The sequence below is a fragment of the Micromonospora sp. DT53 genome (assembly GCF_049841535.1).
Classification (GTDB): Bacteria; Actinomycetota; Actinomycetes; order Mycobacteriales; family Micromonosporaceae; genus Micromonospora.
In genome coordinates this window covers 307,497-329,609 of the sequence record NZ_JBNCKM010000007.1, presented here as the reverse complement: position 1 = coordinate 329,609, position 22,113 = coordinate 307,497, and the positions used below count along the sequence as shown (strand labels likewise).

17 protein-coding genes are annotated in these 22,113 nt (G+C 71.9%); 14 read left to right on the top strand and 3 right to left on the bottom strand.

From position 1 onward, the window contains the following. The first annotated feature begins 61 nt into the window (after nucleotides 1–61). The 3 genes from ACLQ3B_RS23325 to ACLQ3B_RS23315 are packed head-to-tail and all read left to right on the top strand — an operon-like array spanning nucleotide 62 to nucleotide 5,123. Nucleotides 62–1,165, top strand: a complete 1,104-nt coding sequence (locus ACLQ3B_RS23325) for an endonuclease domain-containing protein (protein ID WP_425782809.1) — start codon at nucleotides 62–64, stop codon at nucleotides 1,163–1,165. Further along, nucleotides 1,162–1,875 (top strand): hypothetical protein, encoded by a 714-nt coding sequence (locus tag ACLQ3B_RS23320; protein ID WP_425782808.1) that lies wholly within the window; start codon nucleotides 1,162–1,164, stop codon nucleotides 1,873–1,875. The genes ACLQ3B_RS23325 and ACLQ3B_RS23320 overlap by 4 nt, the downstream gene beginning before the upstream one ends. Next, nucleotides 1,872–5,123 carry an ATP-binding protein gene (locus ACLQ3B_RS23315; protein WP_425782807.1) on the top strand — a complete coding sequence of 1,084 codons (3,252 nt, stop codon included), beginning with the start codon at nucleotides 1,872–1,874 and terminating at the stop codon, nucleotides 5,121–5,123. Before ACLQ3B_RS23320 ends, ACLQ3B_RS23315 begins: the two co-directional genes overlap by 4 nt. A gap of 100 nt (nucleotides 5,124–5,223) precedes the next feature. On the opposite strand, the gene pdxY is transcribed toward ACLQ3B_RS23315, so the two are convergent. From pdxY to ACLQ3B_RS23300, 3 genes are all read right to left on the bottom strand, one after another. Further along, entirely contained in the window at nucleotides 5,224–6,075 is an 852-nt protein-coding gene (gene pdxY, locus ACLQ3B_RS23310; RefSeq protein WP_425782806.1) for a pyridoxal kinase PdxY, read from the bottom strand. A gap of 129 nt (nucleotides 6,076–6,204) precedes the next feature. Further along, entirely contained in the window at nucleotides 6,205–6,999 is a 795-nt protein-coding gene (locus ACLQ3B_RS23305; RefSeq protein WP_425782805.1) for a S1 family peptidase, read from the bottom strand. 132 nt (nucleotides 7,000–7,131) lie between these two features. After that, a complete protein-coding gene (locus tag ACLQ3B_RS23300; RefSeq protein ID WP_425782804.1) occupies nucleotides 7,132–8,148 on the bottom strand; it encodes a LacI family DNA-binding transcriptional regulator in 1,017 nt (338 codons plus the stop codon). A gap of 257 nt (nucleotides 8,149–8,405) precedes the next feature. On the opposite strand from ACLQ3B_RS23300, the gene ACLQ3B_RS23295 reads away from it, so the two are divergent. The 11 genes from ACLQ3B_RS23295 (at nucleotide 8,406) to ACLQ3B_RS23245 (ending at nucleotide 21,789) form a co-directional block, all read left to right on the top strand. Next, nucleotides 8,406–10,760, top strand: a complete 2,355-nt coding sequence (locus ACLQ3B_RS23295) for an AbfB domain-containing protein (protein WP_425782803.1) — start codon at nucleotides 8,406–8,408, stop codon at nucleotides 10,758–10,760. 409 nt (nucleotides 10,761–11,169) lie between these two features. After that, complete coding sequence (locus tag ACLQ3B_RS23290) at nucleotides 11,170–12,462, top strand: cytochrome P450 (RefSeq protein ID WP_425782802.1); 1,293 nt, start codon at nucleotides 11,170–11,172, stop codon at nucleotides 12,460–12,462. 264 nt (nucleotides 12,463–12,726) lie between these two features. Then, entirely contained in the window at nucleotides 12,727–13,209 is a 483-nt protein-coding gene (locus ACLQ3B_RS23285) for a helix-turn-helix transcriptional regulator (protein ID WP_425782801.1), read from the top strand. 253 nt (nucleotides 13,210–13,462) lie between these two features. Then, the gene (locus ACLQ3B_RS23280; RefSeq protein ID WP_425782800.1) at nucleotides 13,463–15,871 is read left to right on the top strand and encodes a nitrate- and nitrite sensing domain-containing protein; all 2,409 of its coding nucleotides are present in this window, start codon (nucleotides 13,463–13,465) and stop codon (nucleotides 15,869–15,871) included. Nucleotides 15,872–15,887: 16 nt separating this feature from the next. After that, nucleotides 15,888–16,292: a roadblock/LC7 domain-containing protein gene (locus ACLQ3B_RS23275; protein ID WP_030490280.1), complete on the top strand. Its 405-nt coding sequence runs from the start codon at nucleotides 15,888–15,890 to the stop codon at nucleotides 16,290–16,292. Between the two features lie 53 nt (nucleotides 16,293–16,345). Then, nucleotides 16,346–17,539, top strand: coding sequence for an ABC transporter substrate-binding protein (locus ACLQ3B_RS23270; protein WP_425782799.1), 1,194 nt, complete (start codon nucleotides 16,346–16,348; stop codon nucleotides 17,537–17,539). Then, nucleotides 17,536–18,432: a branched-chain amino acid ABC transporter permease gene (locus tag ACLQ3B_RS23265; protein WP_425782798.1), complete on the top strand. Its 897-nt coding sequence runs from the start codon at nucleotides 17,536–17,538 to the stop codon at nucleotides 18,430–18,432. The genes ACLQ3B_RS23270 and ACLQ3B_RS23265 overlap by 4 nt, the downstream gene beginning before the upstream one ends. After that, nucleotides 18,429–19,448, top strand: coding sequence for a branched-chain amino acid ABC transporter permease (locus tag ACLQ3B_RS23260; RefSeq protein WP_425782797.1), 1,020 nt, complete (start codon nucleotides 18,429–18,431; stop codon nucleotides 19,446–19,448). Before ACLQ3B_RS23265 ends, ACLQ3B_RS23260 begins: the two co-directional genes overlap by 4 nt. Then, the gene (locus tag ACLQ3B_RS23255) at nucleotides 19,445–20,188 is read left to right on the top strand and encodes an ABC transporter ATP-binding protein (protein WP_425782796.1); all 744 of its coding nucleotides are present in this window, start codon (nucleotides 19,445–19,447) and stop codon (nucleotides 20,186–20,188) included. The genes ACLQ3B_RS23260 and ACLQ3B_RS23255 overlap by 4 nt, the downstream gene beginning before the upstream one ends. Then, nucleotides 20,188–20,958 carry an ABC transporter ATP-binding protein gene (locus ACLQ3B_RS23250; RefSeq protein WP_425782795.1) on the top strand — a complete coding sequence of 257 codons (771 nt, stop codon included), beginning with the start codon at nucleotides 20,188–20,190 and terminating at the stop codon, nucleotides 20,956–20,958. The genes ACLQ3B_RS23255 and ACLQ3B_RS23250 overlap by 1 nt, the downstream gene beginning before the upstream one ends. 27 nt (nucleotides 20,959–20,985) lie before the next feature. Then, complete coding sequence (locus ACLQ3B_RS23245) at nucleotides 20,986–21,789, top strand: class I SAM-dependent methyltransferase (protein ID WP_425782794.1); 804 nt, start codon at nucleotides 20,986–20,988, stop codon at nucleotides 21,787–21,789. The last annotated feature ends 324 nt before the right edge of the window (nucleotides 21,790–22,113 follow it).

The window sequence follows — 22,113 nt, the reverse complement described above, 5'->3', positions numbered from 1 at the left end:
CGCCGGCTCCACTATCGAGGAGGGGTCCCGGTCGCGCACACCCGTGTCGTAGGGTGCCGCCATGGCGCACCCCGTCCCGGCCAACGGCGACGCCACCGGGGCCTGGTGGGCCGCCCCGCCGACGCGGCGGGTGAGTCACCTGCCGGGCGTCGACCCGGAACTGCTGCGGGTGGCGCTCGACCCGCTGCCACCGGCGGCGCCCGCGATCGTGCACTACCGGCCCACGGTGGTGGGTCCGCTCGGTGACCTCGTGGACGCCCTGCTCGACCAACTCGACACCGCAGCCCTCGCGATGTTTCCCCGCTGGCTGGCGGGGGCCGACCGTTTCGACAGCGCGGGCCCGCTCGGCGTGGCGGCGGTGCGCGCCCTCGCGGCCCGTACCGCCGCCCGGTCCCGGCACTTCGGCCCGTTCCTCGCCGACCTCGCCGAGCGTGGGCTGCGCGATCCGCGCCGTGCCGCCGCCCGGTCCCGCTTCGCCCCGGGGGTACGCGCCGCCGGGCTCGCCCGGGTGATCGCCGAGGCGTACGACCGGGAGAGTTGCGTCCTCGTCGTGGCCCTGCCCGACCTGGATGCGGACGCCGAGCGGACGCTTGTGGCCGCCGCCGAGTGGTTCGTGCGGCATGGCGGCTTCACTGTGTGGTTGGCCGGCGGGCCGCTGCGCCACGTCGACCGGGTGCGCTCGGTGCCGGTGCCGGTGCCGGCGCGGTTCGCCGAGCTGGCCAGCACGACCGAAGGGGTTGCGGCCACCGCCGCCGAGCCGGAGTCGACGGTGCTGGCCTGGCCCCCGATCGCGGGCGTGCCGCGCGGTGACAGCGCCGCCGAGCAGGCGTTGGAACGCGCGCTCGCGCCGCACGACTGGGCACGGGGCCGGCGGTGGAACCAGACCTACGAGTGGCACATCCTGGGCGCGGTTTACCGACTGGATCTGTTTTGGCCCGTGGAGGGTCTTGCGGTCGAGGTGGACGGCCCGGAGCATCGTGGGCGAATCGCTTTCGCCAACGATCGGCGGAGAGACGTGCAGCTGCAACTCCTCGGGCTGGACGTGCTCCGCTTCACCAACGAGCAGGTGCTCACCGACGCGCCGGCGGTGGTCGACGGGATCCGTCGGCTGCTGGCCCGGCGTCGCGCGGGCGGCACGTACCCCCATGGAGATGAGACATCATGACGAGCCCGGCGGACGTCCCGCACCTGACGCCGAACCAGATCAACGCCCTCGTGGTGCTGATGGTCGAGGCGCGCCGACTCACAAACGTCGAGCTGCGTGAGCTGGCCGGCTTCACGCTGACCGGCAAGGACAACACGAAGCTCGTCGACCTGGGCCTGGTGGACACCGATCGGACGCACCGGCCGTTCGCCCACGAGCTGACCGACGAGGGCTGGCGGGTGGCCCGTCAGCTGCACACCTCCCCGCCGCCGAAGCAGGGCGGCTCGACGACCCGCTCGCTGTTCGTCGTCCTGTCCAACCTGCACCGTTCGCTGGACCGGCTCCGGGTCAGCCACGGCGACTTCTTCAAGCAGACGGGAGCAACGGCGCCGGCGGCCGGCGAGTCTCGGCACGAAGCACCGGCACCCAGTGCGCCGGCACCCGCAGCGGCGGCTCCTGTTTCCGCGGCGGAGGTGGAGGCGCTGGTCCGTTCCGCGTACCGGGATCTGGCCACCGCGCCGGGCGCCTGGGTCGGCCTCGCCGACGTCCGGGACCGGCTCGCCGACACCGACCGGGCCGCCCTGGACGCGGCGCTGCGGGCGATGGTCGGCCGGGAGGACGTCCGCATCATCCCGGTGGCGAACACCAAGTCACTGACCGCACGGGACCGGGCCGCGGCCGTCCGCATCGGGAACGAGGACAACCACGCCCTGGCGATCGGCCCGGCATGATCTCGGACGACCAGCGGGCCGCGCTGGACGCGGTGAGTCTCAACCCGGCGGTCACCCCGGACGACGTCTGGCGACCCAGCCCACACAACGTGCCGGAGCTGCACGAGAAGGTGGCCGCGGAGATCCTGCGCGGGGTGGCGCGGGCCCGCACCGACGACACGAGCATGCCGCTCGGCGTGGCCATGCAGGGCCGCGCGGGCGCCGGCAAGACGCACCTGCTCGGAGCGGTCCGCGAACGGATCCAACGCGACGGCGGCTACTTCTTCCTGGTCGACATGGTCAGTGGCAAGACGTTCTGGGAGAGCGTGGCCCTGGCCCTGGTGGAGGGGATGGGCCGCCCCCACGTCGGCTGGGGCACCCAGCTGAAGACCTTTCTGCGTCGACTCACCCCCCAGCTCGGCCTGCCGACGGAGGTCCGCGACGCGGTCGCCGGCGCTCGACCGGTGACCCGTGCGCATCTCGACACCTTCATCTGGGCGCTGCGCGAGCGCGATCGGGAGGTCGGGCGGGACGCCCAGGACACCGCTCGGGCGCTCGTCCTGCACGGCGCCATCGACTTCGAGGCACAGGACGTCGGTTACGCCCACCTGATCTCCGAAGCGGGTGACCCGGTCGCGCGGGCGGCGTGGGGGTTGAGCACCGCGGTCCGCACCCCGCAGCAGGTCGTGCAGGACATCTCCCGGCTGATGGCGCTGACCCTGGACCCCACGGTCATCGCCGTGGACCAGCTCGACACGCTGTTCGCGCAGACCAGCACCTCACTGCTCAACCAGCATCAGGGGCTGGAGGACGGCCAGGCCAAGGTGCTCGGGCCGATCGCCGACGGCCTGCTCAAGCTCCGCGACATCACCCGCCGCACCCTTGTCGTGGTCTCGTGCCTGCCGGACACCTGGGTGCTGATGACCCGCGCCGCGCCCACCCCGGTCGCCGACCGCTTCCGTACGTCGACCCTGCCGGACCGGATCCCCACCCCGGAGATCGGGCAGGCGATCGTGGCGAAGCGCCTCACTGCCGCGTTCGCGGGCATGTTCTTCGGGCCACCGCACCCCACCTGGCCGATCGCCCCCGCGGCCTTCGCCGACGCACCGACCCTGACGCCGCGCGCCCTGCTGCGCCGGGTGGACCGCCACATCGCCTGGTGCCGTGACCGCGACGAGGTGGTCGAACTGGACCGGCTCATCGACGGCGCCGACTCGACGCCGACGGTGGGCGCCGCCCGTGGCGCTTCCGGTGACCCGACGACGGACGAGCGCCGCCTGCACGAGTTGGACACACGGTTCGCCGAACTGGTCGAGGCCGCGGACGTGTCGGCCGCCGTCGACCCGGCGGGCGAGGACGAGCACATGCCGCCGCTGCTCGCCGCCGGCCTGGCCGCCTGGATCGCCGAGCAGGCGCCGACCGGCGCCACCTACAAGTACGATCCGCCGCCCGGGCGCAAGCCCGCGCTGCACGGGCGGCTGATCGAGGTGCTCGACGAGGCCACCGAGAACGAGGCGCACTGGTGCTTCCGGGCCATCGCGCACCCCAACGCCGTCGCCGTCACCGCCCGGGTCAAGGCCGCGTGCACCCTCGCCGGGTTGGACCGGGACCTGCCGCAACGGCGGCTGATCCTGCTGCGCAACGGTCCGTGGCCGACGGGGAAGCGTACGACCGAGGTGTTGGCGGGCTTCGACGCGGCCGGCGGCCTGCGGTGCGCCGTGCCGGAGGCGGACCTGCGGGTCTTCGCGGCGCTGCGGGTGATGGCGGCCGAGCCGTCCACGGCCCTGCAGGAGTGGCTGGTGGCCCGTCGCCCGGCCAGCGGCACCGAGCTGTTCCGCGCGGTCCTGCCCGGGCCCGACGCAACGCGCGGCGGCGCCCCGCCGACGACGCCCGACGACGACGAGCCACCGTCGGGCGGCGGCGATTCCGACCCGACGAACGTGCCGGTCGCCGACCTGTCAGATGGTCCGTCGACCGGTTCGACGAACGGGCCCGTACCCGCTGACCCGGCCGACGCCGCCGCGCCCGACGCCGACGGTCGGGCGGTCGGGCTGGGGCGGACCGTCGACGGTGGTCACCCGTTCACGGTGCCCCTGGAGTCGCTGCGCCGGCACGCCGTCGTGTTCGCCGGGTCCGGCTCGGGCAAGACCGTGCTGATCCGTCGGCTGGTCGAGGAGTGCGCCCGCGAGGGGGTCTCCGCGATCGTGCTCGACCCCAACAACGACCTCGCGCGGCTCGGCGACGCGTGGCCCGACCCACCGAGCGGCTGGGGTCCCGGTGACGCCGAACGAGCCGCCGACTACCTCGCGCACACCGAGGTGGTGGTGTGGACGCCCCGGGTCACCGCCGGTCGACCGCTGAGCTTCCAGCCGCTGCCCGACTTCACCTCCCTGCGGGACTGGCCCGACGAGTTCGACCAGGCCGTCCGCTCCGCCGTGGAGGCGCTCGCGCCACGGGCCGGCGTCGACAGGTCGAGCCGGCTCGCCCAGCAGGGCAAGGCCGTCCTCACCGAGGCCCTCCAGGCGTACGCGCGAAGCGGAATGGTGGGCCTGCCCGGCTTCACCGACTTCCTCACCGACCTGCCCGAGGGGGTCAGTCGGCTGGCCCGCGCCGGGAAGCTCGCCGAGGAGTTGGCCGAGGCGCTCAAGGCGGCGATGGTGACCGATCCGCTCTTCGGCGGGGTCGGCGCGCCGGCCGACCCGGGGCTGCTGCTGACACCGTCGGCGGGGCGACGGGCCCGGGTGTCGGTGATCAGCTTCGTCGGCCTCACCTCCGACCAGGAGCGGCAGAGCTTCGTCAACCAGCTGCAGATGGCGCTCTTCGCGTGGATCAAGCGGCACCCCGCCGGTGACCGACCGTTGGGTGGGTTGTTCGTGATGGACGAGGCGCAGACGCTCGCGCCCTCGACCGGCACCACGGCCTGCACCGCCAGCTCGATCGCGCTGGCCTCGCAGGCCCGCAAGTACGGGCTCGGGCTGGTCTTCGCCACCCAGGCGCCCAAGGGTCTGCACAACCAGATCTCCGGCAACGCGACGACGCAGTTCTTCGGGCTGCTCAACGCGCCGGCGCAGATCGACGCGGCCCGGCAGCTCGCCGAGGCCAAGGGCGGGCGGCTGCCGGACATCGGCCTGCTCAACAGCGGTGAGTTCTACGCCGCCGGGGAGGGCTTCTCGTTCGTCAAGGTCCGCACCCCGTTGTGCCTGACGCACCACCCGAAGGCGCCGTTGACCCCCGAGGAGGTCGTCGCCCGCGCCCGCCCGGCTGGCTAGCCTGTGGCCATGATCTTCATTACCGCCAAGTTCCGGATCTTGGCGAGCACGCCGACCGGTGGCCGCGGATCGTCGCCGGTCGGCGACCCGCCGCCCGCCGTCAGCGCAGCCGACGCGCGGTGAAACGGGTCGGCGGATCAGCGATCACGTCCTGCGCCGCGACCAGCTGGATCTCCCGGGTGCCCGCCGCGAGAGTCGCCTCGAGCACGGCGTAGACGGAGGCGATGGTGCGTTCCAGCGCGGTCGCGGGTGAGCGGGTCGTCCACAGGTGCGCGAGGTACAGCGCCGCGGTGACGTCGCCCCCACCGTTCGGGTTGATCGGCAGCAACGGCGTGGTCACCGCCCAGGCGCCCTCGTCGGAGACCGCCACCACCTCCAGCGAGTCCGGTGGCAGGTCGCCGTGGAGCACGCTGGTCACCAGGACGTGCCGCGGCCCGGTCGCGCGCACCACGTCGACCGCGTCGAGCACCTCGGCCAGCGAGTTCGTCGTACGGCCGGCGAGGAAGTCCAGCTCGAAGTGGTTCGGCGTGATGATGTCCGCACGTGGCACGACGGTGTCCCGCAGGTACTCCGGAATTCCCGGCCGAACGAACATGCCCCGACCGGTGTCGCCCATCACCGGGTCGCAGCAGTACACCGCGGCCGGGTTTGTCGCCTTCACCGTCGCCACCGCGTCCAGGATCACCGCGCCCATGGCCGGGTCGCCCTGATAGCCGGAGAGCACCGCGTCGGCGGTGCCGAGGACCCCTCGGTCCTCGATGCCCGCGATCACCTCGGCCACGTCCGCCGCCGGGAGGATCGGGCCCCGCCAGGCGCCGTACCCGGTGTGGTTGGAGAAGTGCACAGTCAGGACCGGCCAGACCTCGTGCCCGAGCCGCTGCAGGGGAAAGGCCGCCGCCGAGTTGCCGACGTGACCGTAGGCGACCGACGACTGGATGGACAGGATCTTCACCGGCCCATCATCGCCGTTGCGGCCGGCGCCGTACGGACGGCCCGCCGTTTCTGTCGGGTGGCCCACTCGCCGCGCACCCGAACGGGCGGCCCGGACCGTGTCGTCCGGGCCGCCCGAGCGGGCGTACGGTCAGCCGCCGAGGCTCGCCGCGGCCGAGGCGATCGACGAGGCGAAGTAGCTCACCTGGGTGTAGACGCCCGGGTAGTTGGGCCGGGCGCACCCGTTGCCCCAGCTCACGATGCCGACCTGGATCCAGGCGTTGCTGGCGTCGCGGCGGAACATCGGGCCACCCGAGTCGCCCTGGCAGGTGTCCGTGCCGCCGCTGGCGTAGCCGGCGCAGATCTCCTGGGCCGGGATGAGGTCCCCGCCGTAGTTGGCGTTGCAGGTGGAGTCGCTGACGAACGGCACGGTCGCCTTGAGCAGGTACCGCTGCTGGCCGCCGCCCTCACGCGCGGCGCCCCAACCGGCCACGGTGAAGGTGCCGCTGTCGTACGCGGTCGTGCTGGCGATCGGCAGCGTGCTCAGCCCGGTCACGGGGCTGGCCAATCGGATCAGCGCCCAGTCGCGGCCGGCGCCGTTGTAGCCGGGGGCGCGGTAGACGTAGTTGGACCGGACGGTGATCCGGCTGGACGACTGGAGGTCGACCGTCCCGAGCGTCGCGGTGATGCTGGTGTTGGTGCCGGTCGCGCCCACGCAGTGGGCCGCGGTGAGCACCAGCCGGGAGCTGTACAACGCCCCGCCGCAGCCCATCGAGAGACGCACCATGAACGGGAACTCGCCCTGAGCGGCGCGGGTGCCGCCGACGACGTTCGGCGTCACGGGGCTGTCGGCCGCGGCGGCCGGCGCGGCGAGGGTGAGGCTGGCCGCGGTCACCGCGGCCAACGCGGTGGCCAGCAGGCCAGTGAGGGTACGCCAGCGAACCATGCATTCCTCCGCATCAGGATGGCACGCCTCGTGAGCGCACCCCGTTTCGAGATAGCGGTCATCATATTGAGGTGCATGGATGTTGCGGGTCATCCTCTCTGGGTCGTACCACCGGGGCTATGGATCTCGGTCTCACCCGTCCGGCGTGCCGGTGCTCTCCCGGCGGATGAGCCGGAAGGGCGTCTGCACGGTCAGCGGCCCGGCGACCTCCGCGCCCTCGATGCGAGCGACGAGACGGCGTACCGCCAGACGGCCGATCTCCCTCTTGTCCGGGGCGATAGTGGTGAGGGTCGGGGCACTGAACCGCCCCTCCTCGATGTCGTCGATCCCGACCACCGCGACGTCCTCGGGCACCCGGTGACCGGCCTCGGCCAGCGCCCGCAGGGCGCCGATGGCGACCAGGTCGTTGTAACCGAACACCGCGTCCGGCGGGTCACCGAGGGCGATCAGGTCCCGCATGGCCCGCTTGCCGTCGAGCCGGCCGAACCCGTCGGTGCGGGCGACCAGGCGCGGTCGGTACGGCAGGCCGGCGGCGGCCAGTGCTTCCCGGTAACCCCGGACCCGCAGGTGCGCCGACTGCCGGTCACCGCCCGGGGTGGCGCCGATGAACGCTATCCGGCGACGCCCGATCGCCACGAGATGCCGGATCGCCGCGTGGCTGGCGGCCACGTTGTCGATGGCGATGTGGTCGTGCGGCACGTCGAAGACGCCCTCGCCGATCAGCACGAGTGGGCTGCCGGCGGCCCGGGCCAGCACCTCCTCCCGGCCGATGCGCACCGGACTGAGGATCAGGCCGTCGATGACACGCTGCCGGGAACCGTCGAGGAGCGCCAGCTCCGCTCCCCGGTCCGCCGCGGTGTTCTCCATGACGAGCGTGTAGCCGAGCGCGGCGGCCTCGGAGATGGCGATCTCGGCGAGCTCGGCGAAGTAGGGGTTGGTCAGTTCCGGGACGGCCAGGGCGATCAGGCCGGTACGCCCGCGGCGGAGATGCCGGGCGCCGAGGTTCGGGCTGTAGCCGAGTTCGTCGATTGCCTGCTGCACCCGTTGTCGGGTCCGCTCCCCCACCGGCCGGTACCCGTTCACCACGTTTGAGACCGTGGCCAGCGAGACACCGGCGCGCTGCGCGATGTCCTTCAGGTTGACGCCCATCCACCAACCTTTCGCGAATTCGACAGACGGGCCGACAAGGCATTGATGAACAGGCATTGACGGGGCACCCGGTGCGGCTCTATAACGTTATACAGGTGATGATGGATGTCAATATGCCTGTCACCGTTGGCGTGTGGAGATCCCACCGACATCCGTCGCTGACGCCCGTCCCCCGTCAATGACCACCCGATGCCCACCACCCACGCGCTTCGGGCCTGGCTGCACCGCCCGCGGCGACTCGCCCCCTCGGAGACGGCATGACACGTCACGTCCCCATCCGCCCCGCCCTGCCGCTGCTGCTCCTTCTCGCCCTGGTGGCCGGCGTTCTCGCCGCACCCTCCACGTCGGCGTACGCCGCGCCGGCGAAGACGCCACCCCTGACCACCCCCTGGACCAGCCAGGCCCTGGCCGGCACGCCACTGCCCGAGTACCCGCGACCGCAGATGACGCGGCCGGACTGGCTCAACCTCAACGGCGAGTGGCAGCTACGCCAGTCGACGACCGACGACGCCCCGCAGTTCGGCGCCAACCTGCCCGAGCGGGTCAACGTGCCCTTCCCGGTGGAGAGCGCCCTGTCCGGCATCCAACGGGCCGCCAACGACAACCGCAACTACCTGTTCTACCGACGCACCGTCACCATCCCGGCCAACTGGTCGGGTCGACGGACGCTGCTGCACTTCGGCGCCGTCGACTGGCAGAGCACGGTCTGGGTGAACGGTGTCCGGGTCGGCGCGCACACCGGCGGCTACGACGCCTTCACCTTCGACGTGACTCCCCAGCTCACCGCCGGGACGAACGAGATCGTCGTCAAGGTCTGGGATCCCACCGACACCCGGCAGAACGGCAGCCTGCCCGCCATCGGCAAGCAGACCAAGACACCAGGCGGGATCTTCTACACCCCCAGCTCCGGCATCTGGCAGACGGTGTGGCTGGAGCCGGTGCCCACCGCCTCGATCAGCAGCGTGGACGTCTACCCGAACCTGAGCAACAACACCCTGCGGGTCCGGGTCTTCACCCGGGGCGACGTCAACGGCCACAGCGTGCTCGCCGAGGCGCTGAACGGTGGCACAGTGGTCGGCTCGGCCACCGGCGGCTTCACCGACTTCAGCGTGCCGGTGCCGAATGCCCGCCGCTGGTCACCCGACGACCCGTTCCTCTACAACCTCCGGGTGACCCTGCGCACCGCCGCCGGCGCCACCGCGGACCGGACCACGCACTACTTCGGCATGCGGGAGATCACCACCGGCATGGTCAACGGTGTGTTGCGCCCGAAACTCAACGGCCAGTTCGTGTTCCAGGTCGGCACCCTCGACCAGGGCTTCTGGCCGGACGGGCTCTACACCGCGCCGACCGACGCCGCCCTCGCCTTCGACCTGCAGAAGCACAAGGACCTGGGCTTCAACATGGTGCGCAAGCACATCAAGGTGGAACCGCAGCGTTGGTTCTACCACGCCGACCGGCTCGGCCTGCTTGTCTGGCAGGACATCCCCTCGCTGACCGCGCAGGACGTCGACCCGACCGACGCCCAGCAGGCGCAGTTCGAGGCCGAGGCACGCGAGATCGTCGACGAGCACCGCAGCTCACCCGCCGTGATCGCGTACACGCCGTACAACGAGGGCTGGGGCGAGCGGTCCCTCACCGACACCCGGCGGGTCGCGCAGAACATCAAGAACCAGGACAAGACCCGTCTGGTCAACCCGCACAGCGGCCACAACTGCTGCCAGTCCCTCGGCAACCCCGGCAACGGCGACATCGACGACTGGCACGTCTACCTCGGCCCGGACTCCCCCGTACCGTCGAGCAGCCGGATCGCGGTGCTCGGTGAGTTCGGCGGCCTCGGCCTGCACACGCCGGGTCACGAGTACAGCCCGAACGGCAGCTTCTTCGCGTACGAGTGGCAGTCCAGTTCGAGCGCCCTCACCGACCGGTACGTCGGGCTGGTGCAGGGCACCCAGAACCTGATGCGCGGCACGGGGCTCAGCGCCTCGATCTACACCGAGATCACCGATCTGGAGGGTGAGCTGAACGGTTTCGTCACCTACGACCGGCAGGTGATCAAGATGGACCAGGCGCGGGTGCGCGCCGCCAACACCGCCCTGGTCAACGCCTCGAAGACCCTCGGCAGTTCGGCACCCGTCGCCCTGCCGGTGAACACCCGCCGGTCGTTGCAGGTGACCACGCCCGGCTTCACCAACCGCTACCTACGCCATCAGGACAGCCTGGCCTACACGGAGGTGGTCGACGCCGCGAGCTCCAGCCTGCTCAAGGCCGACGCCACGTATACCGTCCGACCCGGTCTAGCCGGCAGCGGTTGCTACTCGTTCGAGTCGGTCAACTTTCCCGGGCAGTACCTGCGCCACCAGAACTCCCGGGTCCGCAACTCCCCGGACGACGGCTCCGCGCTGCTGCGCGCCGACGCCACCTGGTGCGCCCGCACCGGGCTGACCGGCACCGGCGTGTCGCTGGAGTCGTACAACTTCCGGGGTAAGTACCTGCGGCACTACAACGCGGAGGTCTGGCTCAGCAACGGCGCTGGCGGCGACGCGTACAACACGCCGACATCGTGGACCGCCGACAGCACCTGGAACATCGCCGCCCCGTGGGCGCCCTGACCGCCGCACGCTGACCGGGTCGTCACGACACGACGACGCGCGGGGGGTTCCGGCATCGGCTGGAACCCCCCGCTCGCGCCGGGGTCGTTGACCGGACTCGGGCATCACCCGTCGACGCGGCTGTCGTTGCCCCGGTCAGGAGGGAAAGCGGCGGGTCGATTGCACCGTCCGGCTGGGTCGGCTTCACGGCAAGGGCCGAGCCGCAACTTGCATCTGGCCAGGTTCGCTCGGCTGTTGCAGCACGCAATTATTCGGCCAATAAATAGACGTAAACCAATCTTGACTTGCGTGGCCGACCAGCGCACCGTAAAGAGCCAGAGGCAGATGCGCGCCATTATCGGCCCGGCTGACGTGGATCGCCAAATGGGGGCGCTGCCGGTTTCGCGCCGCGTGCATCAGGAGGCTTTCCATGCGGTTGAATCCGTTCACCGGGGTCTATCTCACCGACCCGGCAAGCATGTGGCGACGCGTTCTCGACAATCCCGACGGGGCGCACTACGCCGAGGATCTGGGCCTGTGGTTGATCAGCAGGCACGCACACGTCCGGCGGGCCCTCGCCGACGCCACGACATTCGCCAACGCCCTCACCCTCGCCCCGGTCTACGAGGTGTGCCCAGCGGCGCTGAACGTCATCATGCAGATCGACGCGCCGCCCACGACGGCCGCAGCGGACCCACCGGCGCACCCGCGCACCCGCCGGGCCCTACGGGCGACCTTTGCGAACACCGCCGAGCGGGTCGAGGCCGAGTACGGTGCGATCGTCCGGCGCCGGGTCGACCAACTGGTGTCCCGTCTCGCCGCCCGCCACGGCGACCAGGTCGACCTGATCCCGGAGTTCGCCACCGAGCTTCCCCTGCTGGTGGTCCTGGACATCCTCGGGGTGCCGGACGCCGACATCGGACGGATCCGGAGTTGGGCGGACGGCCAGATCGCGCTCATCTGGGGGCAGCCGGACGCGGCCGAGCAGGTGCGCCTGGCGCAGGGCCTGCTGGAGTTCTGGCACTACTGCGAAGATCTGGTCCGCCAGCGGATGGAGAGCGGACACCGGGGTGACGACTTCATCAGCCGCGCGCTGGCCTACCGGGACGACGACGACAGCGTGCTGACGGTGCCCGAGGTGGCGAGCCTGGCCTTCAATCTCCTGGTGGCCGGCCACGAGACCACCGCCGGCTTGCTCGCGCACGCCCTCGACCAGGCCCTGTCCACTCCCCAGCGCTGGTCGTCGATCGCCGCGGACCCGGGGCTCGTCCCCGCTTTCGTGGGCGAGACGCTCCGGTTCGCGCCCGCCATCGACGGCTGGCTCCGGGTGACCACCCGAGATGTCACTCTGGGCGCGGTGACGATCCCCGCCGGGGCGCGTTGCCTGCTGTTGATCGGAGCGGCGAATCGGGACCCTGCGGCGTTCCGTGACCCGGACCGGTTCGACCCACACCGGCCCGATGTGGGCAGTCACCTGTCATTCGGCCACGGTCCGCATTTCTGCATCGGTGCGGGGTTGGCGCGACTTGAGGCCGGGATCGCCCTCAGCAGGCTCGCCGAAACAATTCCCGACCTACGGCTGTCACCCGAGCAGCATCGCTCGTACAAACCCAATGTCGCGTTTCGTGCACACCGCACACTGCTCGCGACAATCGATATCCCGACGTCCGCGGAGGTGCCAGCGGCACAGGGTGGGGTGACGGTCGAAGCGCACGCCGCCTGAGTGGACGCTTGCGCCAGTGGTGCTGACCTGCGGACGGGTCGAGGGTGGGGGCGGGGTACCGTCCCCCGCTCCACCGGGCGTACCTCGGTGCCGGCAACGGGCCCGGTGCGCACCTTTCGCACTTTGCCCGACGATTCATACCGGTGAACGTCTTCACACCCATCGCATCCTGGGTTAAGAATTGCCCTCTGTGAATGTTCGACTCATCGACCAATCTCGATCTGGTGTCCCGCCGCCGAATGTCCGTTCCACGAAGGTGAGCGCATGGAGCACACGTCCCCGTCGAGCTCGGCTCACTCCCCGGCCAGTCAGCGGTTCCGATGGGAGTTGCGCAACTGTCGCGTCAAACGGGGCCTGACCCAACGCGCCCTGGCGGATCTGGTGCGGTTCAGCCGGGAGACGGTGGCGGCGGTCGAGTCGGGTCGCCGGTTCGGCAGCCACGAGTTCGCGCTGCGCTGCGACGACGTGCTCGGCACCGGCGGCCGGCTGGCCGCGCTGTGGCCGCAGGTCGCGGCCGAGCAGTTGGCGGCCGACGGTCGTCGGGGCCCGCGCGATCCGGAACCGGCTCGGCTGGATCGGCAGGTGCCACGTCAGCGTGGGCGGCGCGACGCGCGCGACCCGGGCGCCGTCGTGGACGCGATCGACGAGTTGCGTGAACTGATCGGCCAGGTGCTCAACGGCCCACCCGAGTCGGACGACCCACAGCGGCGGCACCCGCCGGCCGAACCCCTCGACAACCAGCGCTGACCCGACCGATCCGGCACGACCCCGTGACGTCACCGGTCGCTGACGTTGGGTACAGATGCTGGTACGGGCAGTTTGTACCACGGCCAGGTCTGGTCTACGAGCGCGGCGTCCGGCCGAATGGGACTTGCATTCGGCAAGGTGCGGATAGACCGTCATCGACGAGTCGTGGGAGTCAATCTTGGCGTCGAGCACCCGGTCCCACGCGGCCAGACCCTACCCGACCCGCCGACGCGGTTGGAAGATAGCCGGCCGGATGCGCCTCATCGTCGCGGCCCCGCTGGTCGCCGTGATCGGCTTCGCCGGTCTCGCACTGACCGAGAGCGCACGCCAGACGGCCCGTGCCAGCGACCTGCAGATCCTGGCCCAGGTGGGTGCCGAGGCCGGCGACCTGGCCTACCGGCTGCAACGCGAACGCATCGCCGCCGCCGACCTGCTCACCTACGCCCGACCGGAGCAGCAGGACGCCTTCGGCGCGGAGATGGCCGCCACCGACGACGCCGTCGCCCGCTACCGCGAGCAGCGGGACCGGCTGTCCACCGACAACGACGCCACCCCGTCTCTGCTGCGACGCATCGACGCGGCCCTGGACGGCCTCGCCCCGCTGCGCACCCAGGTGCGCACCGCCACGCACGCCTCGGTGTCGGCGATGACCTTCAGCTACCGCATCGCGATCGCCGACCTCATCAACTTCCGGGAGAACGTCTCACACGGCGTGGTGGACGCCCAACTCGCCGACGGGATCCGGGCCTCGGCGGCGCTGTCGAAGACCGCCGAGGCCATCGGTCAACAGCAGGTGGCCGTGCTGCGCGCCGTCGCCGGCGGCGAGCTGACCCCGGCCATGCAGCAGGACATCACCGCGGCCCGCACCAGCTACACCGAGTCGAGCCTGTCGTTCCTGGCCCTGGCCCCACCCGAGTGGAGCATCTGGTGGGAGCAGGCCGGCACCGGCAAGGAGGCGCTCGCCCTGCAGCGGATGCAGGACGAGGTGTCCCGGGCCCGGCCGGGATCGCAGCTGCAACTGGAGACCGGCGCGTGGGTGTCCACCACCCAGACACGCGCCGCCCGCCTGGCCGACCTGCGCGCCCGGGTCGACGACGCGGTCCGCGACGACGTGCGGGCCGCGCACGCCGACCAGCGCCGCCGGGCCGTGGCCGAGGCGGCCAGCGTCCTGCTGGCCCTGATCCTGACCGCCCTGGTGACCTGGGCCGTCGCGCGGCAGATCACCCGACGGCTGCGCCGCCTCCGGGACGCGGCCAACGCCGTGGCGTTCGAACAGCTCCCCGCCGTGGTGGCCCAGCTCCAACAGCCCGGCAGCGCCACCGTCGACCCACAGAAGCTGGCCCACCAGCAGTCCAGCGCCGCCCTCGAACCGTCCAGCGACGACGAGATCGGCGAACTGGGTCAGGCGTTCAGCGCCGTGCACCAGGCCGCCGTGCGGACCGCCGCCGAACAGGCCGTCATGCGTGCCAACACCGCCGACATCTTCATCCACCTGAGCCGCCGCGAACAGCGACTGGTCGACGCCGTCCTGGCCCAGGTCGACCTGGTCGAGCGGGACGAGACCGACCCCGACCGGCTCGACCAGCTGTACACGCTTGACAACCTGGCGACCCGGATGGGCCGGATCAACGCCAGCCTGCTGGTGCTCGGCGGCGTCGGCGTGGGTCGCGTGCGCCAGCGCGACGTCCCCCTGCAACAGGTGCTCCAGGCGGCGCTGTCCCAGATCGAGCACTACGCGCGGGTTCGGCTCGGCATGATCGACGGCGACGTCGCCGTGGCCGCCAAAACCGTCGACGAGGTCGTGCACCTGCTCGCCGAACTCATGGACAACGCCACGACGTACTCGCCGCCGGGCAGCGAGACCTGGGTGAGCGGCCGGAGCCTCGGCGACCGCGTCATCGTGCAGATCAGCGACGAGGGCGTGGGACTGTCCGCGCAGCGGATGCAACAGCTCAACGAGCTGCTGGCCCACCCGCCGGCAATCGACGTGGCCGCCGTACGGGCGATGGGGCTGGTCGTCGTGGGCCAGCTCGCGGCCCGGCTGGGCGCCACCGTCCAACTACGACGCGGCCCCCGACGCGGCATCCTCGCCGAGGCGACGCTGCCCGCGGCGATCATCCGGTCGCTGCCACCGGAGGAGTACCTGCTCGCACCCGGCCGGCTGTCGCGAAGGGCAGCGCGGACGCCCAGCCCTGCCCCGCCGTACCAGCCGCGCCCCGAGCCCACCGCCGGACGTCCTACGGCCGAACGGACCCTGCCGGCGGCGCCGGTCTTCCGACCGGCGCCCCAACCGACGGCCCGGGGTGACGCGCCCACCGAGGAGCTTCTCATCTTCGAACAGGTCAACCACTGGTTCCAGAACGACGTCGTCGACGACCAGAGCGGTCACAACGGCCAGAACGGCCAGCAGTGGTCCAGCCCCGCCGACGACGCCTGGCGGACGGCCGCCCAGGCGCAGACCCCCGAGGTCGCCACCACCACCGACTCCGGTCTGCCCAAACGGCAGCCACAACGGCACCTCGTGCCCGGCGGTGTGGCCGTACCCCAGCAGCAGCAACGGTCCGAGTACCGCGATCCCGCGCAGGTGGCGACGGCGATGGCCGCGTACGCGCGGGGTGTGGCGAACCGACGGCGCACCCCGATCAACCTCGGCAACAAATGACGCGACAGGAGAGCACGTGACCGACCAACAGGATCTCGGCTGGCTGCTGGACAACTTCGCGGCGCGCGCGACCGAGGTCAGCCACGCGATCGCCATTTCCAGCGACGGCCTGATGGTGGCCGCCACCCGCGACCTGCCACCGGACCGGGCCGACCAGTTGGCCGCCACCGGCAGCGGGCTGGTCAGCCTGCTACGGGGGGCGGCAGCCTTCTTCGACGCCGGCGCGGTGATCTCCAACGTCACCCAGCTCGAGGGCGGGTTCATGTTCTCCATGGCCTTCAACGACGGCGCCTCGCTGCTGGTGCTCGCCGCGCCCGAGTGCGACGTGGGCAAGGTCTCCTACGAGATGACCGAGCTGGCCAACCGCATCGGGGACGCCCTGACCCCTGCTGCCCGAGCGGCGCTCGCCCGCAGCCGCTGACAACCCCGGCGCCCCCACGCCGGAGACCCCTTCCCCTTCCTCTGGAGTCAGACATGCCTCTCACCACCCCGTGGCGCAGCCGTGCCCTGACCGCCGCGCTGCTCGCGGCCGTGCTGACCACCAGCACGGCCTGCGGTGACGACGCGCCGGGCACGAGCGCCGGCGGCTCGATAAAGATCGGCCTGCTCGCGTCGCTGTCCGGGACGTACCAGGCGGTCGGTACGGAGATCCGCGACGGCTTCCAGCTTTACCTGGACACCCACGACGGAAAGTTGGGCGGTCGGCAGGTCGACCTCGTCGTCGCGGACGAGGGCAACGGCGCCCAGACCGCGGTCCCGGCGGCGACCAAACTGCTCAAGCAGGACCGGGTGTCCGCGCTCACCGGCATCGTCGGTGGCGGCTCGGTCGCCGGGGTGACCCCGCTGCTCAACGAGACCAAGGTGCCACTTGTCGGCTCCAACGGCCGGCCGGAGCTCAAGGACGTCTCCCGGGTCTGGCACACCTCGTACCTCTCCGACGAGCCCGGGGCGGCGATCGCCCAGCACGTCCGGGACAACGTGAAGGGCTCCGTCTACGCGATCGGCCCGGACTACCAGGGCGGTTGGGACGAGCTGCGCGGTTTCACCGACGCGTTCGGGAAGATCGGCGGGAAGCTCGCGAACACCGACGGCAAGACGACCTTCACGCCGTTCCCGGCCACCACCAACTTCCTCCCGTACTTCGCCCGCATCAAGGCCTCGGGGGCGGCGGCGGTCTACACCTTCTACGCCGGCAGCGCCGCCGTCGACTTCGTCAAGCAGTACGCGCAGTCCGAGATCAAGGACGTCCCGCTGTACGCGGCCGGGTTCCTCACCGAGGGCGGCGTGCTCAACGCGCAGGGCGACGCCGCCCGGGACATCTACTCGGTGCTCAACTACTCGCCCGACCTGGACAACGCGGAGAACCGTGCCTTCGTGGCCGCCTGGAAGGCGAAGCACGACGGCTCACCGACGACCTACGCGCTCGCCTCGTACGACGGGGCGGCGGTGCTGGACCGGGCGATCGGCGCCGCCGGAAGCAACCCGACCCCCGAGGCCATCAACACGGCCATCGGCCAACTCGGCCAGATCGCCAGCCCGCGCGGCACCTGGCAGTTCTCCACCACCACACACTCCCCCGTGCAGAAGTGGTACCTGCGGCAGGTCCGCCAGGACGGCCGGGCGCTGTCCAACACCGTCGTGGGTGACCTCGCGACCGTCGGCCGGTGATAGCGGTGGCGGCCGGGACGAACCGGATCGACCCGTACCTGATCCCGGCGTTGGACGGGGTCGCCTACGGGCTGCTCGTGTTCGTCGCCGCGTCGGGCCTGGTCTTCTGCTTCGGCGTCGCCAACATCCTCAACCTGGCGCACGGCCTGCTCTACGCGATCGGCGGGTACACCGCCGCGGCGCTGCTCGACGGCGGCTGGGCGAGCCTGGCGTTGGCCCTCGCCGTCGGTGTGCTGGCCGCCGCCGCGGCGGGGGTGCTCCTGGCCGGCCTGCTCACACCTGTCGCCACCGGCAATCACCTGAGTCAGGCGCTGCTGACGTTCGGGGTGGCCCTGGCCGGCGGCAGCCTGCTCGTCGCCGGCTTCGGGCCCGACAACCCGCAGGTCCGGGTGCCCGCCGCCCTGGAGGGGTCGGTGACGGTCGCCGGTCACCGCTACGCGGCGTACCGGTTGGTGTTCATCGTCGTCGCGGCGGTGCTCGCCGCCGTGCTCTACCTGGTGGTGCGGCGCACCCGGGCCGGGATGCTGGTCCGCGCGGCCGTCGACGACCCGGAGATGGTCGCGTGTCTGGGCGTGAGTCCGGCGCGGATCCGGGCCGGTGTGCTCGCCGCCGCCGGCGCGCTGGCCGGCGCGGCCGGGGTCCTGGGCGCGCCCATCATCGGCCCCGGCACGGGCACCGCCGACACGGTGCTGCTGCTGTCCCTGGTGGTGGTCGTCCTCGGTGGTCTCGGGTCGATGGCGGGCACCCTGCTGGCCGCGCTCGCGATCGGTGAGATCCAGACGCTGGGCGTGGCGCTGCTGCCGTCCGCCGCGCCGTTTCTGCTGTTCGCCGCCATGGCGGCGGTGCTGGCCGTGCGGGCGCGCGGCCTGGCCGGCAGGTGGAGGGCGGCATGAGAGGCGAGGTGATCCGGCGGGTTCGGGGCGGCATCGCGGCGCTCGTCCTGGTGGGTCTGGTCATGGCGCCCTGGGTGGTCGACGACTACACCACCGCGATCCTCGCCCGGACGCTGGCGCTGGCCCTGGTCGGGGTGAGCGTGGCGCTGCTCACCGGCGTCGCCGGCATGCCGACGCTCGGCCAGACCGCACCGTACGCGGCGGGCGCCTACGCCTGCGCCGTGGTCGGCAGCCGAATCTCCGACGTCGGCGTCGTGCAGCTCGTCGTCGCGGCGGCCGCCGGGGCACTGCTGGCCGCGCTCACCCTGCCGCTCGTCGTACACGCCCGAGGGGTGATCGTCCTGATGATCACCCTGGCCATCGGCGAACTCGTCGTCGTCGTCCTCGGCCGGTGGCGATCGGTGACCGGTGGCACGGACGGGCTGGCCGGCATCGCCGCGGTCCGCCCGTTCTGGGGGCTCCCGGCCCTGGCCAGCGATCAGGCCCGTTACCTGTACGCCCTGGTCGTCGTGGCCACGCTGATCGGCACGGTGCTGCTGTTGCTGCGTACCCGGGCGGGGTTGGTGTTGCGGGCCGGCCGCGACGACGAGACGCGGCTGCGCGCCAGCGGTCACCGGGTGGCGCTGCACCTGTCCGGCGCGCACATCGCCGCCGGGGCGATAGCCGGTGCCGCCGGCTCACTCCTGGTCGTCGCCCAGCAGTACATCTCCCCCGCCGATTTCGGCTTCGACACGTCCGCCCTGCTGCTGCTCGGTGTCGTCATCGGTGGCACCGCCTCGGTGGGCGGCGCCCTGGTGGGCGCGGCGTTGGTCATCGCCGTGCGGGACTGGCTGTTCGGGGTGCTGCCCGGCCACGCGCCGCTGGTGCTGGGCGCGCTGTTCGTGGCGACTGTCTACCTGCTGCCCACCGGCGTGAACCGGGCCCGGGATCGGCTGCGCCCGGCGGGCGCCCCAGCCCACCAGCCGGACCCGCCAGCCGCCCAGAAGCAGACCACCGTCCCGGGGCTACGCCGATGACCTGCCTGCTCGACGCCCAGGAGATCAGCGTGCGGTACGGCTCGCTCGCCGCGCTCGACGGCATGGACCTGTGCGTCCACGACGGCCAGCGGCACGCGCTGATCGGCCCGAACGGGGCCGGCAAGACCACGCTGCTGAACGTGATCGGCGGGTCCACGAGGCCGCAGCGCGGCACGGTGCGGTTCGACGGACGCGACGTCGGTCGACTCGGGCCGGCGGCCCGGGCGCGGCGCGGCATCAACCGCATCCACCAACGGCCCGCGGTCTTTCCCACGCTCACCGCGGCGGAGAACGTCGTGGTGGCCGCGTTGCCACGGGTCATCTCGCGCCGCCGATGGTGGCCGGGAGGACGCCGAGCCGCCGCGCGACACCTGGCGGGTCCGCTGCTGGATCAGATGGGGCTCACCGCCGTCGCCGAGGTGCCCGCCGGGCACCTCGCGCACGGGCAACGACGCCAGTTGGAGATCGCGATGGCCCTGGCCGGTCGCCCCCGCCTGCTGCTCCTCGACGAACCGGCGGCCGGGCTGTCCGCCGTCGAGGTCGGCCGGCTGGTCGAGTTGCTCCAGGCGCTGCCCAGGGCCGTCGCCGTGCTGCTCGTCGAACATCGACTGGACCTGGTGTACGCCCTCTCCGACACGGTCACGGTGCTGCGCGACGGTCAGACGTTGGCCGCCGGCACACCTGACGAGATCCGTACCTCGCCGCTGGTGCGGCAGGCCTACGCCGACGGGGTGGCCTGATGCTCACTGTGGACCGCCTCTGCGCCGGCTACGGCGGGGGAATCGTCCTGCACGAAGTCAGCCTGCGAGTGCGCCCGGGAAGCATCCAGGCCGTGGTGGGCCGCAACGGGGCGGGCAAGAGCACGCTCGTGCACACCATCGCCGGGCTGGTTCGCGCGTCCAGCGGTCGCATCGAGATCGGCGGCGTGCACGTCGCCGGCCGACAACCGCATCGCATCGCCCAGTCCGGCGTCGGTCTGGTCCCGCAGGGCCGACGGGTCTTCTCCCGGTTGACCGTGGCCGAACACCTGCACCTGGCGGCCGCACCGTGGCGGGCCCCCGCCTCCGGCGGCGAGGGCTGGACGGTCGCCCGGACCCTGGAACTGCTGCCGAGGTTGGCGGTGCGGCTGCGACACCGCGGCTGCGAACTCTCCGGCGGCGAGCAGCAGATGCTGGCGATAGCCCGTGCGCTGCTCGGCCAACCACGGGTGCTGCTGCTCGACGAACCGTGTGAGGGTCTCTCGCCCGATCTGGCGGCGCGGGTCCGCGAACTCGTCAACGGTCTCGCCGCCGACGGCCTGACCGTGCTGCTCGTGGAGCAGCAACTCCAGCACGCCATCGAGATCGCGGACCGGGTGGCGGTGCTGGAGTACGGCCGGGTGGTCTACGACCGGCCGACCGCGGAGGCCCGCCGCGACCCGGCCCCGCTGGCGGCGATGTTGAGCGTCGCCGCCGTTGCCCCGCCCCCGGCCAACCGATCGACCCCCCGGCTCTGGGCCGACACCCCGTAGTCACCCTTCACGGAGAGGTAGACACCGATGACAACCGCAGCGAGCGATGACACGTACACGTTCGACAACGGCGCACCGGACGCCGTTCCCCAGATGCACGCGCTGGAGTCCTTCCTGGATCCGATCACGACACGCCGGCTGGCCCGCCCGGTGCTGGAACCGGGAGCGACCTGCTGGGAGGTCGGCGCCGGTGGCGGCTCGATGGCCCGGCGGATCGCCCGCGCGGTCGGCGACGACGGGCACGTGCTGGCCACCGACATCGACCCCACCCACCTCGTGGCCGAGGGCAACCTGCACGTACGCCAGCACGACGTGCGCACCGAACCGCCGCCCGGGGACGCGTTCGACCTGATCCACGCCCGGCTGGTGCTGCTGCATCTGCCCGATCGACGGCGGGTCCTGCGCACGCTCACCGGCGCGCTGGCGCCCGGCGGATGGCTGGTGGTCGAGGAGTTCGACTGCACCGCGCCGCAGCGGGTGCTCACCGCCCCCACCGACGACGCCGCGAAGCTCTTCGCGCAGGTCATGGACGCCATGATGGGTGTCCTGGAGGCCCACGGCGCGGACCTGGGCTGGGCGCAGGACGTGCACACCGAGATGTCCCTCGCCGGTCTGACCGACCTGGACACCATCACCCACTCACAGAGCTGGGCCGGCGGGTCGACCGGAACGTCGCTCTACGAGACCAACTCCCGCCAGTTGGAACCGGACCTGCTGGCCGCCGGGGTGTCGCCGCAGCAACTGCACGCCTTCCGACGGCTGCTCGGTGACCCCGGGTTCGCCGTCATGTCGTACCACTTCGTCTCCACGCGGGGCCGCCTGCCGAGCTGAGCAGGCGGACCACCGCGCGGAGCGCGGTCACGCCGTCCGCACCCCTTCCCACGCGCGGCAACCCCCCTCCGCTGTGCGTCGGACAGCGCTACGACGGCGTCGACCGCACCGGCCGGGCTTCCCGCAAGGGAGCCCGGCCGGCCCATGTCCGTGGTGCCTGGCACCGTTCGAACAGCGCAGGCGGTACGTACTGCACGTGCGCCGGTTGGATGAACAGCGAGCGTCGCGCGACGGCGTCACCGCTCGGACCGAGTTAGCCGATCGCGCGTGCCCCGCCTCAGTGACATTGCCATGATCTTGGGCTGTTCTGTCACTGATTTGAGC

Coding starts and splice junctions, on each gene's coding strand:
- ACLQ3B_RS23300 (WP_425782804.1), bottom strand. CDS start 8,148: ATGGGCGTCAACCTGAAGGACATCGCGCAGCGCGCCGGTGTCTCGCTG.
- ACLQ3B_RS23260 (WP_425782797.1), top strand. CDS start 18,429: ATGAGAGGCGAGGTGATCCGGCGGGTTCGGGGCGGCATCGCGGCGCTC.
- ACLQ3B_RS23290 (WP_425782802.1), top strand. CDS start 11,170: ATGCGGTTGAATCCGTTCACCGGGGTCTATCTCACCGACCCGGCAAGC.
- ACLQ3B_RS23250 (WP_425782795.1), top strand. CDS start 20,188: ATGCTCACTGTGGACCGCCTCTGCGCCGGCTACGGCGGGGGAATCGTC.
- ACLQ3B_RS23280 (WP_425782800.1), top strand. CDS start 13,463: ATGCGCCTCATCGTCGCGGCCCCGCTGGTCGCCGTGATCGGCTTCGCC.
- ACLQ3B_RS23270 (WP_425782799.1), top strand. CDS start 16,346: ATGCCTCTCACCACCCCGTGGCGCAGCCGTGCCCTGACCGCCGCGCTG.
- ACLQ3B_RS23320 (WP_425782808.1), top strand. CDS start 1,162: ATGACGAGCCCGGCGGACGTCCCGCACCTGACGCCGAACCAGATCAAC.
- ACLQ3B_RS23305 (WP_425782805.1), bottom strand. CDS start 6,999: ATGGTTCGCTGGCGTACCCTCACTGGCCTGCTGGCCACCGCGTTGGCC.
- ACLQ3B_RS23285 (WP_425782801.1), top strand. CDS start 12,727: ATGGAGCACACGTCCCCGTCGAGCTCGGCTCACTCCCCGGCCAGTCAG.
- ACLQ3B_RS23295 (WP_425782803.1), top strand. CDS start 8,406: ATGACACGTCACGTCCCCATCCGCCCCGCCCTGCCGCTGCTGCTCCTT.
- ACLQ3B_RS23315 (WP_425782807.1), top strand. CDS start 1,872: ATGATCTCGGACGACCAGCGGGCCGCGCTGGACGCGGTGAGTCTCAAC.
- ACLQ3B_RS23245 (WP_425782794.1), top strand. CDS start 20,986: ATGACAACCGCAGCGAGCGATGACACGTACACGTTCGACAACGGCGCA.
- ACLQ3B_RS23325 (WP_425782809.1), top strand. CDS start 62: ATGGCGCACCCCGTCCCGGCCAACGGCGACGCCACCGGGGCCTGGTGG.
- ACLQ3B_RS23255 (WP_425782796.1), top strand. CDS start 19,445: ATGACCTGCCTGCTCGACGCCCAGGAGATCAGCGTGCGGTACGGCTCG.